This is a genomic window from Marinobacter nauticus (assembly GCF_003634635.1).
GTDB classification, from domain to species: Bacteria; Pseudomonadota; Gammaproteobacteria; order Pseudomonadales; family Oleiphilaceae; genus Marinobacter; species Marinobacter nauticus.
Genome location: NZ_RBJB01000003.1, coordinates 798,193 through 813,011, shown reverse-complemented (window position 1 = coordinate 813,011; position 14,819 = coordinate 798,193). Strand labels below are relative to the sequence as shown.

Annotated in this window: 15 protein-coding genes; 9 read left to right on the top strand and 6 right to left on the bottom strand. The window is 59.1% G+C overall.

What is annotated here, in order from left to right; translation table 11 throughout:
* Position 1: 1 nt before the first annotated feature.
* The 4 genes from folE2 (at position 2) to hisI (ending at position 4,347) form a co-directional block, all read left to right on the top strand.
* Positions 2-916, top strand: coding sequence for a GTP cyclohydrolase FolE2 (gene folE2, locus C7436_RS09780; RefSeq protein WP_121207701.1), 915 nt, complete (start codon positions 2-4; stop codon positions 914-916).
* Positions 916-2,337, top strand: a complete 1,422-nt coding sequence (cysS, locus tag C7436_RS09775) for a cysteine--tRNA ligase (RefSeq protein WP_121207700.1) — start codon at positions 916-918, stop codon at positions 2,335-2,337. Before folE2 ends, cysS begins: the two co-directional genes overlap by 1 nt.
* Before the next feature lie 87 nt (positions 2,338-2,424).
* Positions 2,425-3,801, top strand: coding sequence for a dihydroorotase (locus C7436_RS09770; RefSeq protein ID WP_121207699.1), 1,377 nt, complete (start codon positions 2,425-2,427; stop codon positions 3,799-3,801).
* A 30-nt stretch (positions 3,802-3,831) separates the two neighbouring features.
* A complete protein-coding gene (gene hisI, locus C7436_RS09765; protein WP_121207698.1) occupies positions 3,832-4,347 on the top strand; it encodes a phosphoribosyl-AMP cyclohydrolase in 516 nt (171 codons plus the stop codon).
* 73 nt (positions 4,348-4,420) lie between these two features.
* On the opposite strand, the gene dksA is transcribed toward hisI, so the two are convergent.
* Both dksA and zigA read right to left on the bottom strand, forming a co-directional pair.
* Entirely contained in the window at positions 4,421-4,828 is a 408-nt protein-coding gene (gene dksA / locus C7436_RS09760) for an RNA polymerase-binding protein DksA (protein ID WP_211329866.1), read from the bottom strand.
* Positions 4,829-4,834: 6 nt separating this feature from the next.
* Entirely contained in the window at positions 4,835-6,037 is a 1,203-nt protein-coding gene (gene zigA, locus C7436_RS09755; protein WP_023009628.1) for a zinc metallochaperone GTPase ZigA, read from the bottom strand.
* A gap of 140 nt (positions 6,038-6,177) precedes the next feature.
* On the opposite strand from zigA, the gene C7436_RS09750 reads away from it, so the two are divergent.
* The 5 genes from C7436_RS09750 (at position 6,178) to C7436_RS09730 (ending at position 11,072) form a co-directional block, all read left to right on the top strand.
* Entirely contained in the window at positions 6,178-6,813 is a 636-nt protein-coding gene (locus tag C7436_RS09750) for a DUF1826 domain-containing protein (RefSeq protein WP_121207697.1), read from the top strand.
* Positions 6,814-6,854: 41 nt separating this feature from the next.
* Complete coding sequence (locus tag C7436_RS09745) at positions 6,855-8,174, top strand: hypothetical protein (RefSeq protein WP_228198090.1); 1,320 nt, start codon at positions 6,855-6,857, stop codon at positions 8,172-8,174.
* Between the two features lie 85 nt (positions 8,175-8,259).
* Entirely contained in the window at positions 8,260-9,375 is a 1,116-nt protein-coding gene (locus tag C7436_RS09740; protein WP_121207696.1) for a hypothetical protein, read from the top strand.
* Between the two features lies 1 nt (position 9,376).
* Positions 9,377-10,297 (top strand): metal ABC transporter substrate-binding protein, encoded by a 921-nt coding sequence (locus C7436_RS09735; protein ID WP_121207695.1) that lies wholly within the window; start codon positions 9,377-9,379, stop codon positions 10,295-10,297.
* A complete protein-coding gene (locus C7436_RS09730; protein ID WP_121207694.1) occupies positions 10,284-11,072 on the top strand; it encodes a metal ABC transporter permease in 789 nt (262 codons plus the stop codon). Before C7436_RS09735 ends, C7436_RS09730 begins: the two co-directional genes overlap by 14 nt.
* On the opposite strand, the gene C7436_RS09725 is transcribed toward C7436_RS09730, so the two are convergent.
* The 4 genes from C7436_RS09725 to C7436_RS09710 are packed head-to-tail and all read right to left on the bottom strand — an operon-like array spanning position 11,010 to position 14,722.
* Positions 11,010-11,813, bottom strand: coding sequence for an ABC transporter permease (locus C7436_RS09725; RefSeq protein ID WP_121207693.1), 804 nt, complete (start codon positions 11,811-11,813; stop codon positions 11,010-11,012). The genes C7436_RS09730 and C7436_RS09725 overlap by 63 nt on opposite strands.
* Before the next feature lies 1 nt (position 11,814).
* Positions 11,815-12,537 carry an ABC transporter ATP-binding protein gene (locus tag C7436_RS09720; RefSeq protein ID WP_121207692.1) on the bottom strand — a complete coding sequence of 241 codons (723 nt, stop codon included), beginning with the start codon at positions 12,535-12,537 and terminating at the stop codon, positions 11,815-11,817.
* Positions 12,534-13,508, bottom strand: coding sequence for a YVTN family beta-propeller repeat protein (locus C7436_RS09715; protein ID WP_121207691.1), 975 nt, complete (start codon positions 13,506-13,508; stop codon positions 12,534-12,536). The genes C7436_RS09720 and C7436_RS09715 overlap by 4 nt, the downstream gene beginning before the upstream one ends.
* Before the next feature lie 41 nt (positions 13,509-13,549).
* A complete protein-coding gene (locus tag C7436_RS09710) occupies positions 13,550-14,722 on the bottom strand; it encodes an ABC transporter substrate-binding protein (RefSeq protein ID WP_121207689.1) in 1,173 nt (390 codons plus the stop codon).
* Between the last annotated feature and the right edge of the window lie 97 nt (positions 14,723-14,819).

Here is a 14,819-nt window from a genome sequence, read left to right as displayed (position 1 = left end):
CATGAATCAGGATTTACCCGATGTCGCCAGTAATGAAATCTCAGCTATCCGTGCGCCGCTAGAGTGGGTGGGAATGAGCCGGATAGACATACCGGTTCAACTGGACGAGCCCGGGTGTCCGGGAACCATTCATGCTGTTGCGGATCTTCAGGTCAATCTGCCGGCGTTGACGGTGAAAGGCATCCACATGTCCCGCTTGTATCGGATGCTGGACGAGCTAACCCGAGTGGAGGGATTGGCGCCCGGAGACCTGAGAGAGCTTCTCCAACAGATGGTAGCAAGTCACAAAGACTGTTACACAGATGGCGCGCGGGTGGCGCTGGACTTCAGTCTTCTCGCCAGACGACCGGCGCTTCGGACGCCGGAATTGGCCGGCTGGAAGTCTTATCCGGTCCGGCTTGAGGCCACACTGGACCATACTTGGTTCGCGCTTAAAGCGTCGGTTCAGGTGGAGTATTCATCGACGTGTCCGTGCTCGGCGGCACTGGCTCGTCAGCTGGTGGCTGACGGTTTCAGAGAACACTTTCCAGACCGATCCGGGCTGACGAGCGAGGAAGTGGCCGCCTGGCTTCAACAGAATGCCTCGCTCGCTACGCCTCACAGCCAGCGGAGCGAAGCAACGGTGAGTGTAGATATCTCCGACTCGTCAGAAAGCTTTGGCCTGATGGCGCTTATTGATCAGATCGAGGCAGTCCTGGCAACGCCCGTCCAGACCGCCGTCAAGCGGGCCGATGAGCAGGCATTTGCGTGGTTGAACGGTCAAAACCTGATGTATGTCGAGGATGCGGCACGGCGGATCCAGAGCGCTTTATCCGGGCGTTACGATAATCTGCGAACCCATGTTCGGCATCTGGAGAGCCTGCATTCACACGATGCCGTTGCATCGGCCAGCGGGGATTTTCAGGGGGTGATCTGATGGGCGCCGATGGAATCCAGCTTTTCAATACGCTGGCGGGCCAAAAAGAGCCACTGAGCACGGAGCTCCCCGGGCGAGTGACCATGTACGTATGTGGGCCCACGGTCTACAACTATGCGCATATCGGTAATGCGCGGCCGGCGGTGATCTTCGATGTACTGGCCCGGCTGCTGCGCCACGACTATCCCTGTGTGCTCTATGCCCGCAACTTCACGGATGTTGATGACAAGATCAATGCCGCGGCGGCTGCCGAAGGGGTGAGCATCAAGACGCTTACGGATCGGTATATTGATGCCTATCATGAGGATCTCGAAGCCCTGGGAGTTGAAGCTCCGGATTTGGAGCCCCGAGTCACCGAGCATATTCCGGACATCATAGAGTTGATTCAGGCTCTTATGATTCGGGGGCACGCCTATGAAGCATCGGGGCACGTGCTCTTCCATGTGCCCTCCTATTCCGACTATGGGGCTTTGTCCAGGCGCAAACCCGAGGACATGCTTGCCGGTGCCCGGGTAGAGGTCGCCCCCTACAAACGTAGCCCTCTGGATTTCGTGCTCTGGAAACCATCAACCGGCGATCAGCCCGGCTGGGCAAGCCCCTGGGGCCGAGGCAGGCCAGGATGGCACGTTGAATGCTCGGCGATGATCGGCAAGCACCTCGGCACAACGATCGACATTCATGGTGGTGGGCAGGATCTGATATTCCCACACCATGAAAACGAAATCGCCCAGGGTACCTGTGCCAATGGCACCCGCTATTGTCGAAGCTGGGTCCACAACTCCTTTGTCACCGTGGATGGGCAGAAGATGTCCAAGTCACAGGGCAATGTGCTGTTGATTCGGGATCTGCTTGCCAAGGCTCCCGGTGAGGCTATTCGCCTGGCCCTGCTGTCGACCAATTATCGCAACCCCCTCGACTGGAATGAGCGCCGCCTGACTCAATCAGTCGAAATTTTGGCCCGTTGGTATAAGTGTCTAGCTGTCGCGGAGGATGACGTGTGGCAGCAGGTCGGTGCTGAGTGCGAGCCAGACGCAGAAGTTCTGGCAGCCCTTCGTGATGATCTTAACGTGTCCCGGGCGTTGAAACGGCTGCATGAGCTGTGTCATCAGGTGCAGCAGGCCGATACACGCGAGCGGGCGAGGGAAGCGGCGCGGACCTTCCGTGCCTCGGCCGGCATGCTAGGCCTTCTTCGCTCGCCTAGCGAGCTGGCGCTTGCTGATTTGCTTGGCTTGGAATCGAGCAGTAGTCGTGAGGAATTGCCACCCGAATGCATTGAGGCAATGTTCCGTGAACGGCAGGAAGCCCGTGATCAGAAGGATTTCGCGCGTTCCGACGTGATCAGGGAGCAACTGAGGCAAGAGGGAGTGGTGATTGAGGATACGGCTCAGGGCTCGCATTGGCGTTGGGGAAAAGAGCGTTGACACCTTCTCGTCGAGAGAGATGTGTTTCCTTACTCTTCAGGTGCTTCATCGCCATAAGGTGCTGAATTCAAGCTGGAGGAAAGTCGCATGACTGTAGAGGGCTACCACCCTGAAAAATACGCGGATCTGTTGGTTGTTGGTGGCACCGTGCTCACGCCCAATGGTTCCGAACAGGCGGATTTAGCCTGTCGTGACGGTCGAATTGTCGCCCTCGGATGTTTGCAGGGGCAGTGGGACGCTGTTTCGACCATTGATGCCCGGGGGCTGCATATCTTGCCCGGTGTGATCGACAGTCAGGTGCACTTCCGCGAGCCCGGGCTGACCCATAAGGAAGATCTTGAAACCGGGACTCGCGGCGCGGTGCTGGGTGGGGTGACCGGCGTTTTTGAAATGCCGAACACCAATCCACTGACCCTCTGGCATGAGGATTTACAGGCGAAGCTGGATGCGGCTCAAGGTCGGGCCTGGTGTGATTATGCCTTTTACATCGGAGGCTCGGGCGTCAATGCCGAACAACTTCAGATTCTTGAAACTCTGCCGGGCTGTGCGGGTGTGAAGGTGTTCATGGGCAGTTCGTTTGGCGACCTGCTGGCGGACGATGACACCGTGCTACGAAACATTCTGCGCCATGGGCGCCGACGGATGGCGGTCCATGCCGAGGACGAGGCCCGCTTGCGCCAGCGCAAGTCGATTGTCGAGGCCAGTGGCGATGTTTGCCAGCATCCGGACTGGCGCGATGTGGAGTCTGCGCTTCTGGCGACGAAGCGGATCGTAGCCATGGCGGAGGAAGCGGGGCGTCGGCTGCACGTCCTGCACGTTTCCACAGCTGAGGAAATGCGATACCTGGCCCGGCATAAACGGCGCGTGACTGTGGAAGTGACGCCGCATCACCTCACCATGGCGGCCCCCGAGTGTTATCAGCGCCTGGGAAGTCTGGCCCAAATGAACCCGCCGGTCCGGGAACAGCGCCATCAGGACGCTTTGTGGCAGGCGATCCGAGAGGGCACCGTGGATGTGATCGGCAGCGATCACGCCCCTCATACCCTGGAAGAAAAAGCGAAACCATACCCGCAATCGCCCAGCGGTATGACCGGGGTGCAGACGCTGTTGCCGGTGATGCTGGACCACGTAGATAACGGGCGTCTCACGTTGCAGCGGTTGGTGGATCTGACCAGTGCTGGCCCTGCGCGGATCTTTGGCCTGGAGGGTAAGGGGCGCATCGCACTCGGATACGATGCCGACCTGACGATCGTTGATCTGTCTGCGCAGCGCACGATAACGAACGATTGGATAGCCAGCCGCAGCGGATGGACGCCATACGATGGCAAGAAGATAACCGGCTGGCCAATCCACACTGTGATTCGGGGTCATGTGGTTGTGCGTGAGGAACAACTTGAGGGCGCTCCCCGGGGCAAGACTATTCAATTTCTCGAAACGTTCGGGGCAATCTCTGTCTCCGATTGAATTAATTTGATCAGAAAGGAACGATATATCATGACGACCGATTCCGGTAACACCAGAGATTCCGGCCCAGGCACTGTCGAGCTCGCTGCCAGAACCTCAATCGAGCAGGTGGAAGAAGGGGCAGAGTTGGCGCCCAAGTTCGACGCTGATGGCTTGATTACCTGCGTAACCACAGATGCAGAAAGTGGGGAAGTGCTTATGCTGGGGTATATGAACGCCGATGCATTGGCGAGAACCATTACCACCGGTGAAGCCCATTACTGGAGCCGTAGCCGTGAAGTTCTATGGCACAAAGGCGCTACCAGTGGGCTGGTTCAGGAGGTGGTTGAAATGCGCATCGATGACGACCAGGACGCGGTCTGGTTAAGGGTTCGCGTGGCTGGCTCGGGTGCCAGCTGCCATGTCGGTTACCGCTCCTGTTTCTATCGCAAGGTGCCGGTTGCGGCAGAACGAAACAACGGCAGTGATCTGGTGTTTGTTGAGCATGAAAAACAGTTTGATCCCATGGACGTGTACGGTGATGCGCCCAACCCTACTAGACTCTAAGGAGGAATGGGCGATTGCATGCTCAGTCGGCCAGCGTCGGCCATGCGGCAATTTAACGTATCGGCAGGCGTGCTTATTGTCGGTAATTGAGCTCCTTTCGCTCGTTCAGGGTTTTAACCTCTGCGCACAGTTCTGCTGTCGGGCGTGCCAGTAACCGGGGAATCCCGATGGGTTCCCCGGATTCCCGGCAGTAGCCGTAATCACCGTTTAATATTCGCTTGATCGCAGCCTCGATTTTCGGGAGCAGGCGTCGTTCCCGGTCGACAATGCGCAGCGCCAGTCTCGATTCCTCTTCGTAAGCGGCGCGATCCGCCTCGTCGTTCATTTCCGGCGGGCTCGCCAGCTGCCGTTTGGCAGACTCAATGCTGTCCATCGTTTCGGTGCGCAAATCTTCAAGCAATTTTCGAAAGAATGCCAGTTGCGCCTTGTTCATGTAGTCGTCGGCCGGTGCCTGCAGAATCTCATCTCGCGTCATTGTCATGATGGCTTATCTCCAGGCGGGAAAGGGGTCATTGAGGGTCTGCCAGAATTCCTTGCCCGCGAGCAACTGCTCGTCATCCAGCAGGCATGCATCCAGCTGGCGGGTTATGACGTCGCGATCCAGGTTCTGGCCAATGAACACCAGCTCCTGGCGCATGTCGCCGAAGGGTTCCTCCCAGCTTTCCATAATGGCCGTTCGGTATTCCGGGTCTTCTGGCCAGTTACTTTCCGGCACGGCTTTCCAGAACATGCCGGCAAAACCATAGCGGGCAATACCGCCGGCCTGACTCCAGCTGCCTGCAAATTCGGGGCGGGTTGCGAGCCAGAAATAACCCTTGGAGCGGATCAGTTTGCCTTTCGAAGTCCCCTCGTGCAGGAAGTCGTAGAACTTGGCGGGATGGAAAGGTCGGCGTGCGCGATACACGAAGCTCGAAATGCCATACTCTTCGGTTTCAGGAATGTGCTCGCCGCGCATTTCCTTGAGCCATCCGGGTGCCTGCTGAGCACGCTCGAAACTGAAACGGCCGGTCTCCAGCACCTTGTCGAGCGGCACTGCGCCCTGGGAGATCGGAATAATTTCCGCTTCTGTGTTTAGGCTGCGAAGTACTCCTTTGAGTCGTTCCAGATCTTCCGGGCTGGCCAGGTCGGTCTTGCTGATCAGCAGGATGTCACTGAACTCGATCTGGTCAACCAGCAAATCCGCAACGCTGCGCTCGTCTTCCTCGCCAAGGCTCTCGCCGGTTTCCTGGAGTGACTGGGCCTCGTCATAGTCCTTCAGGAAGTTCACCGCATCCACCACCGTCACCATGGTGTCCAGGCGTGCGATATCAGACAGGCTAACGCCGTCTTCGTCGGCAAAGGTAAACGTCTCCGCCACCGGCAGGGGTTCTGAAATACCGGTGGACTCGATCACCAGGCAGTCAAAGCGCCCTTCGGATGCCAGTTTCCGGACCTCGACCAGCAGATCCTCCCGGAGCGTGCAGCAGATGCATCCATTGCTCATCTCCACCAGTTTCTCTTCCGAACGGTTGAGCGTGACCTCCTGCTGGACCTGAGCGGCATCGATGTTGACCTCGCTCATGTCGTTCACGATCACCGCCACGCGTTTGCCCGCGCGGTTGTTGAGAATGTGATTGAGAACGGTGGTTTTGCCGGCGCCCAGAAAGCCGGACAGCACCGTAACCGGTAACCGCGAGTCAGATTGCTTCATTCGTAAACTCCTGCGTTTTTCCGCTACGCGCCGCGTCCACGGCGCTTTACTTTAGATATGTTATAACATAACATTTTCGACCCTGAAACGTTACCTGTTTTTAAGTTCGTTCCGATAGCCTGCAGGCACGGAGGTTGTCCATGACAGTAGAGTCCAATGCAGTGTCCGGTCCTGTGGCTGTTCACGGGAGCAAGCCTGAATGTCTGACAGAGATATTCCGGGATGAGGTCAATCTCGCGGTCTGGCGCCGGGAACCGCGCACGGAATGCCTTGAGTTTGCCCGCCATTTCGCCTCAGAGATGTCCAGCTTCGAGCGCTTTGTGGCGCAGGAGAAAGACGAACCTGTTGATGAGATTCTTCCCGGCTGGGCACTGGAGCTGTCTGGCGCCCGGGCGTGGCTGGCGGATGTCAGGGAACTGATCGCCATGTATCGATGCCTGTTCGAGCCTGCTGCCGTGGGAATTCGGGTTCATGTGCTGGCTGACACCATGTGTCCCCGGTTTCACACCGACCGGGTTCCGGCTCGATTGCTGGTGACCTATTCGGGACGGGGAACCGAGTGGCTAGCGGAATCCGATGTTCTGCGCCCTGCAACCCCGGGCCCGTTGCCGGAGCAGCCAGTAGCGGAGAGCCGCATCCAAGTCATGCCAACCGGCTCGGTTGCGATTCTCAAGGGAGAAGCCTGGATTGGCAACGAAGGTCGCGGCCTTGTTCACCGCTCACCTGCGCCGGGTGATACGCCAAGGCTGGTTCTGGGACTGGACTGGCTTTCCTGAAGCGAATAAAAGCAACGTTATAACATTAAAAGGAGTTCTTGATGTCTGATCAATCCCAACCCTTCCCTTTTCGAATTCGTCCGTTGGCCGCTTCGCTGATGATAGCCGCGGCAACTCTGCTTGCAGCCTGTGGCGGTAGCAGCGGTGGCGACGAGCCCCACGAGCATACCGATATCGACACGGCGGGTCGTCTGGCCCTGTTCGATACCGACGCTTCGCAGCTTAAGGTTCTGGACCTAGACAACAGTGAAGTGCTCGCATCCATGGCGATGGATGGCGAGGCCCCGCGACTCTATGCATCCCCCGGCAACCGGTATGCCGTCGCCATTCAGCGGGGCGACGATCTGGTGTCGTTTGTTGACGGTGGGCTTTATACCGAGGACCACGGCGATCACATGCATGATTACGCAGAAACGCCGGAAATGCTTAATTTCACACTGGAGGCACGTAAGCCCACGCATTATTCGGTGAATGGTGCCTACGGTGTGGTCTTTTTTGATGGCGATGCCAACGCGGATTCCAGAATTGACGTGATATCGGATGAAAGTCTCGGAGGCAATAAGGTTGTTGCCAGCCAGGGTCTCGGTATCGGTATGCATGGTGTTGGCAAGGTCATTGATGGCCATCTTTTCGTAACCAATATGGATGGCGCGACCTCCGGATTGCCTTCAGCGGTAGAACGCTACCACCTGGAGGGCAACACTTTTGAGCAGGAAATCGTCTACGACGAAAAGTGCCCCGACCTCCACGGTGCCGCCGCCAACGCCCACAGCCTTGGCTTCGGCTGCAGTGATGGTGTTCTGGTAATCGATCTGCACGAAGCTGGTTACCCGGCTACCAAACTGGGCAACCCCGACGGTCTGGCGGATGGCTCTCGCATCGGTACCCTCGTTGCCAATCATGATGTTGAGGAACTTGTTGGCATTGCCGGTGACCGTTTTTTCGTGATCCATCCTGAATCAACCACCGAGTTTTACCACGAACTGGAAATTGGTGAGGACGTGGGCCGCCTGGCACAGGGCTTCACGACGCACGGTGAGGTCTTCTATGTGCTCGGCGATGACGGCGGCCTGCGGCTGTTTGATCCTGCCGATGACTGGGAACTGATTACCACGGCTGAGCTGATGGACGCGCCGGGTGAAGATGACACCCTCGCTGTCGCCGTGTCTGCGGCTCAGGAGCGCCTGTTCGTACTGCACAACCAGTCTGTGCATGAGGTGGATGCCACCGATGGTGATGTGGTCCGGACCATCGATCTTGGATTCAGTGCTTCCGGCCTTGTTTGGCTGGGCCTTGCTGAAGAGGGGCATGACCACGATCACGATGACGATCATGAAGATCACGACCACGATCACGAATAACCACAGTCTTACCAACCTGTTCTGATTTCGGCAGGGCGCGTCGACACCCGTTGGCGCGCCGTGTCGCTTTATCTCCGGAGTCACTATGCTTAAACGCTTTGCATCTTTTGCCATTCTTCCTTTGGCCGCGGCCGCAGGCGGCGCAACCGCCAACGAACTCAATCCTGACGTCAGTGTGACGCTGGACGGATACTACAAACAGAACGAGACCGCTCTGTCCCATCGCGAGCAGGGCTTCGGCCTCGGCCACACAGAACTGTCCCTGTCTTCCCCGATTGATGACCTGTTCTCCGGCCGACTCACCGCTGTATTCGAAGAGCACGACGGTGATAGTGAGGTACTGATTGAAGAGGCGTATCTGCAAACGAACGGTTTGCCGTACGCACTGAATGTGCGGGCAGGGCGGTTCCTGTCGCAGGTGGGCTATCTGAATGGGCGCCATATGCATGAGGACGACTTTGTCGAGCGCCCGGCCGCCTATCGCGCGATGCTTGGCAGCCACTATTACGACACCGGGGCACGCCTGAACGTGTTGTTGCCAACGCCTTTTTTCTGGCAGGTCGGTGCGGAAGCCTTTGCTGGTGACCAGTTGACTGAGGGTGAGGAAGACATTGGTGTTTACACCGTCAATACCCGGCTTGGTGGTGATATCAGTCTGTCACAAAGCTGGCAGCTGGGGCTCTCCTGGCTGCGGAACCGCCATGCGAAATCGGCGGAAACCGGGGACGGCAGCCACGATCACGATCATGAGGAAGGGCACGACCACAGCCACGGTGCGGCCTACACCGGCGAAAACCTCTATATCGCCGATCTGGTCTGGAAGTGGTCCCCCGACGGAAACAACCGTGAACAACAGCTGACGCTCAGCGGCGAATACCTCTATGCGGATGAGCTGAACCAGTTTGCGGCGTCTGACGATACCAATGAAGGCTGGTACGTTTCCGGAGTTTACCAGTTTGCGCCCCAGTGGTCGGCGGGCGTTCGTTACGGTGAGGTGGATCTTCAGGAAGCCCACGGCGATCACTTCCACAACCAGACCCTGGAAGAGACCGACGTGATGCTGTCCTGGTCCCGTTCTCACTTCTCCACGGTACGGCTGCAGTACACCCATCAGGAAGCGGCCGGGTTCAGCAACGCCGACAATACCGTGATGGTGCAGTACGTCATGTCCCTCGGTGCCCACGGCGCCCATGGGTACTGATATGACACTTCGTAACGCCGTTGCGGCACTGTTGTTGATCGTGACAGCCGTGCCGGCCCAGGCCCAGCTTCGGGTGTTCGCCTGTGAACCGGAATGGGCGGCCCTGGTTCGGGCGCTGGTGCCGGATGCTGAGCTCACCACCGCCACCAGTCACCTTCAGGATCCTCACTACATCGAGGCTCGGCCAAGCCTGATTGCGGCGGTGCGGCGTGCGGATATTGCTGTCTGCACCGGTGCCTCGCTGGAAGCCGGCTGGTTGCCCATGCTGCTTCAACGGGCCTCGAACCCGGACATTCAGGCCGGGCGCCCGGGCCTGTTCTTTGCCGCCGACCATGCCCAGCTGCACGCCCCCCACGATCACGTGGATCGGAGCATGGGCGATGTGCACCCCGAAGGTAATCCTCATGTGCACCTGTCGCCGGATCAGTTGCCAGAGATTGTCCGTGCCCTGGCAAAGCGCCTGGGAGAGATTGAACCGGAGAGGGCTGTCGCCATACAGGGCCGCTACATTCGCTGGCGGGGCGACTGGAATGGCCTGCGTGCCGAGTGGCGGGCCAGGGCAGAGGCACTCAGAGGACAATCTGTGGTGGTTCAGCACTCCAACTTCGGCTATCTGTTGCGATGGCTGGGTGTGGAAACGGCAGCGGATCTGGAACCAAAACCGGGGTTGCCCCCCAGCGCCAGCCATTTGAGCCAGTTGCTGGCTAATCCAGAACTGGAGGATGCCAACGCCATTCTGATTGCCAGCTACCAGGATCCGCAGCCGGGAGAATGGCTGGCGGAGCAAACCGGACTGCCGGTGGTTGTGGTGCCCGGCACTGTCACGGGCGAGGCGCCGGCGGACACCCTGGGTGGGCTGATCAGCGAGATTATCCGCCAGGTTGAGTCGGCTGCAGCCGGAGCCTCCCATGACGGAGTATGAATGGCTGCTCCTGCCAGCAGCAGGCAGTGCCATGCTCTGCCTGCTGCTGGTCCCGTTGGGTTACCAGGTGATTGCCCGAGGCGTGATCTTTGCGGATCTGGCCATTGCCCAGTGGGCGGCATTGGGCACCCTGGCCGGCGTGTATTTTCCGCCTAACCACACCCTGGCTGGCGCACCGGTCAGCAGCCTGATGTTTGCGCTACTGGCGGCCGTGGTGGTTCACCTGATCTTCCGTCGTCTGGCACATGCGAAGGAGGCGTGGATCGGTATCCTCTACGTGGTCGGGGCGAGTCTCGCGGTGCTGCTGGTCAGTGGCGATCCCCACGGCGCCCAGGCGCTCCAGAGAGCCGCGTCGGGTGACCTGCTATGGGCCAGTTGGCCTGCGGTGCGTGCCGTTGGCATGCTCTCCGCGCTGGTCTGGTTGCTAAGCCTTTGGCGCCCTGGCTGGATGACGGGTGCGGTTTTCATGCCGGTGTTCGCGGTGGCGGTGACCTATTCGGTCTCCCTGGCTGGCATCTACGTGGTGTTTGCGACCTTGATTATGACACCGCTGATCCTCGGCTCCCTTGTCGGTAAAGGGCCTTTCCTGGCCGCTTGCTGTGGCATTGCCGGGCACCTGTGTGCGGTGGTGGTTTCCGTAATGTTCGATGTACCGGTCGGCCCGGCCATCGTGGTGGCGAGCCTCGCCATGTCACTGCTCTGGTTGCTCGTCCTACGCGGGCTTGCTGCCCAGAACCCGGGTGCGTTGCGGCCGGAAGCCGGCCGTGGCCAGTAACGCCAGCATCGCCGTCACGCCCGCGGTAATACCGAAAGCCATCGGGTTCCACTCCAGGTACAGGGAAAACCGGATGGCTTCCACCGCATGGGTGAAGGGATTGAACTGGCAAATCCAGTAAAGCCAGGGGCTGGCCTCGTTCATGCGCCAGAGCGGGTAGAGCGCCGAGGACATGAAGAACATCGGGAAGATGACGAAATTCATTACCCCGGCAAAGTTCTCCAGTTGCTTTATCCAGGTGGCGATCAGCAGGCCCAGAGCGCCCAGCATGAGGCTGGTCAGAATCAACGCCGGCAGCACAGCCAGGTAACCCCACAATGGCGGCTCGACATCGACCAGCAGGGCCAACAGCAGGAATACATACACCTGGCCGATGGAGACCACGCCCATGGCCAACAGTTTGGTCACCAGCAGGAAGGGGCGAGGCAGAGGGCTCATGAGGAGCACCCGCATGCTGCCCAGCTCCCGGTCATACACCATGGACAGGGCGCCCTGCATGCTGTTGAACAGGATGATCATGCCGCACAGACCGGGCGCGATGTAGGTTTCATAGGTGATGTAGGTGTCGTAGGGCGGAATGATGGAAATGCCCAGCACAGCCCGGAAACCGGCGGCGAAGACCACCAGCCAGAGCAGTGGCCGGACCAGAGCGCTGGCAAAGCGAGTGCGCTGCTGCCAGAACCGGAGCCATTCCCGTGTCTGGATACCTACAAAACAATGCCAGTAGTGAGCTGCTTTCATATCAGCCGGCTCCGGTCAGGGCGTGGAAGGTTTCGGCCAGATCGCGGGTGCCTTCGGCGTCGCAGATGGCCTGGCCATTGCCGTCGGCCAGCAACTGGCCCTGGTGCAGGATCAGCACCCGGTCCTCTTCACGGACTTCTTCGATCAGGTGAGTGGCCCAGAGCACGGTCAGGCCGTCCTCTTCGCACAGGGTCCGAACGTGTTCGTTGAGCGCCTTGCGGCTTGCAACGTCCAGGCCCACCGTGGGTTCGTCGAGCAACAGCAGCGAGGGCTCATGCAGGAGAGCCCGGGCGATTTCCACCCGCCGGCGATGGCCACCGTTAAGCTGGCGGACGGCATCGTTGGCGCGCTCCAGCAGGTTGAAGCGTTCCAGTTCCCGATCACCCCTGGCTCTGCCTTCTTTGCGGGACAGTCCGTGAAGAGCGGCGTGGTATTGCAGGTTCTGGCGAACGGTCAGGTCCAGATCCAGCGCGTTCTGCTGGAACACCACGCCGATCTGGCGCATGGCCTCGGCCGGCTGGTGTTTCAGGGACTGCCCGGCCAACCGGAGTTCTCCCTGCTGCAAGGCCAGCAGACGAGTGAGCAAGCCAAACAGGGTGGATTTCCCCGCGCCGTTTGGCCCGAGCAGGGCATGAAAACGGCCAGAGGTCAGCGCAAAGCTGACCTCCCGGAGCACCGGCCTGTCGCCGTAACGAAAGCTGAGGTTGCTCGCTTCAATGGTCATGACGTTGGGTCGATGACCACACCCCAGGGGTAGCGGCCTACCTTGATGGATTTAATCACCTTCAGGTCTTGCACATCGATCACGGAGACATCGCCGGACACGCCGTTGGTGGTGTAGAGATGTTTTTCGTCCTTGTCGAGATCCAACTGCCACACCCGGGCGCCGACCAGCAGATAGTCCAGAACCTCATAGGTCTGGGCGTCTACGACGGCCACGTGGTTGGAGGGCCCCAGTGCCACAAAAGCGTATTTGCCATCGGAGGTCAGTTCAATGCCCACCGGCTGGACCCGATCCTGATTTACGCCGGGCACCTTGAAGGACATCTCATGGATCTGCTCCAGGTTATCCACGTCGATGATGTGCACGGTGCCGCCGATTTCGGCAGACGCCCAGGCAATCTTGCTGTCTTTGGAGAACTCCACGTGGCGCGGGCGCTGGCCCACGACGATGTTCTTCTCGATCTCGAAAGTCTCGGTATTGATCCAGTGCAGCATGCTGGTGGTTTCGGAGGTGTTCACCGCCCACTTGCCGTCCGGGCTCACCGCCATGCCTTCCGGTTCGATACCCACATCGATCTGGGCCAGAACATCCTTGGTGTCCACATCCACCACCGTCACGATGGCGTCGTCTTCGTTGGCGATGTACAGGTGCCTGTTGTTCGGGTGCAGCGCAAACTGCTCGGGATCTTCGCCCGAGGGCAGGGTGTCCACGATTTTTCGGGTGGCCAGGTCCAGTACCTGCACCGTGTCGTCGTCACTGGCGCAGATGTACAGCTTGGTGTAGTCCTTGGAGAGCAGGATGCCCCGGGGCCGCTGGCCAACATCAATGGTTTCGATCACTTCCCGGGTTTCGGTATCAATCACCGATAGAGTATTGTCTTTCTCGTTGGAGACATAGGCCACGCTGGCCAGAGCCGGTGTCGACAGGCCGATCATCGCCGCCAGGGCTGTGTGCTTTAACAGGGATTTCATGTTGGTACTCCTTATTGTTTTATGAGTGGCTAATCTTTGGTTCAGCCGTTGTTCCGACATTCGCTCTCGGGCTGGTCGAAGCCGAGGGTATCCAGTTCGGTATTCGGGTGAAGAAAGCCTTCGAACGGGGCGGTGGCCACCAGCCCTCTGGGGTGAACCATCGGAATGGGTTGACGCATCTGGCCATTCCAGTCCCGAAAGGTCACTTTTCGGCCCTTGAAAGCCGCCAACTGAAACTTGTCGCTGAACAGAAAATTCCGGATCTCGGTGGCATTGGCTGAGTTCAGGTCGGTCACGGCAGTGCCAATGGCGCGAATGGCGGCCCAGGCGGCGTAGTCTTCGCTGTTCATGTCGCGATTGGCCAGTTCGTGGAACCGGTTCTGCAGTTGCGCTGCGCCCCAGCTCTCCACTACCCGGTGCCAGGTAACTGGCGACATGCCCTGGGTGCCCACCACCGGGCGTGGCAGCCAGGTATTGAATGGCACGTACTCGCCAAAATCGCCCCGCACATCGGCCACCACCACCGTGTCGTAATCTCTGGCCTGAGTGAACAGGGGCAGCTCTTTGGAGGCCGTGCGGCGGAGATCAGCGTCAAAGGTCCAGGGTTTGTCCTCGACAATCTCGAGCCCGAAGCGCCTGGCAGAACGGCGGAAGGCATTGGCCCAGTTCCTATCCGCCTCGGTGGGGCCGGTAATCAGAAAAACCTCATCCCACCGCCGCTGGTTCAGCCACTGGCCGAGCGCATCGGTGAGCATGGAATAGCTGGGTATGGTGTGTATCAGGTTTACATGGCACTGGCCGGTGCGCAGGGCATCGTCTTCGGCGCCGGCATTGAAAATCAGGGTGTTGTCGCCGGCTTTCTCAGTGAGGGTCTTCAGGGTCGAGGCAGGCGCGTTTACGACAAACAGATCCAGCCCGTTCTCGCGCATGGCATCAAAGGCCGCAATGGCCGCCTCTTCCGAATCCGCCACATCACTCTGCAAGGAGTAGGTCTGGCCCAGGAATTTGCCTGTAGTGCTGTTGTCGTTGATGGCTAGCTCGGCGCCCCGCAGGCCGGCGTCCTCGGGTTCCGGGATTACATTGGAAAGCACGGGCCCCTGGTCTGGCAGCCACTGCAGATAGCCAATCCGCACGTCCAACGATTCCGCTTTCAGCGGGGTTGCTGCTGCCAGGGCGATCAGTAATGGAGTCACGGTCCGGGCGAGAAAAGACATGGGATTCTCCGGTTTGTTGTTGTACTTCCAGCTTATGAAAGGGGGAGAAGCCCGGAAATATTCAGAAAGTAGGAAAGTGGCGGTACTAAAGAACTAT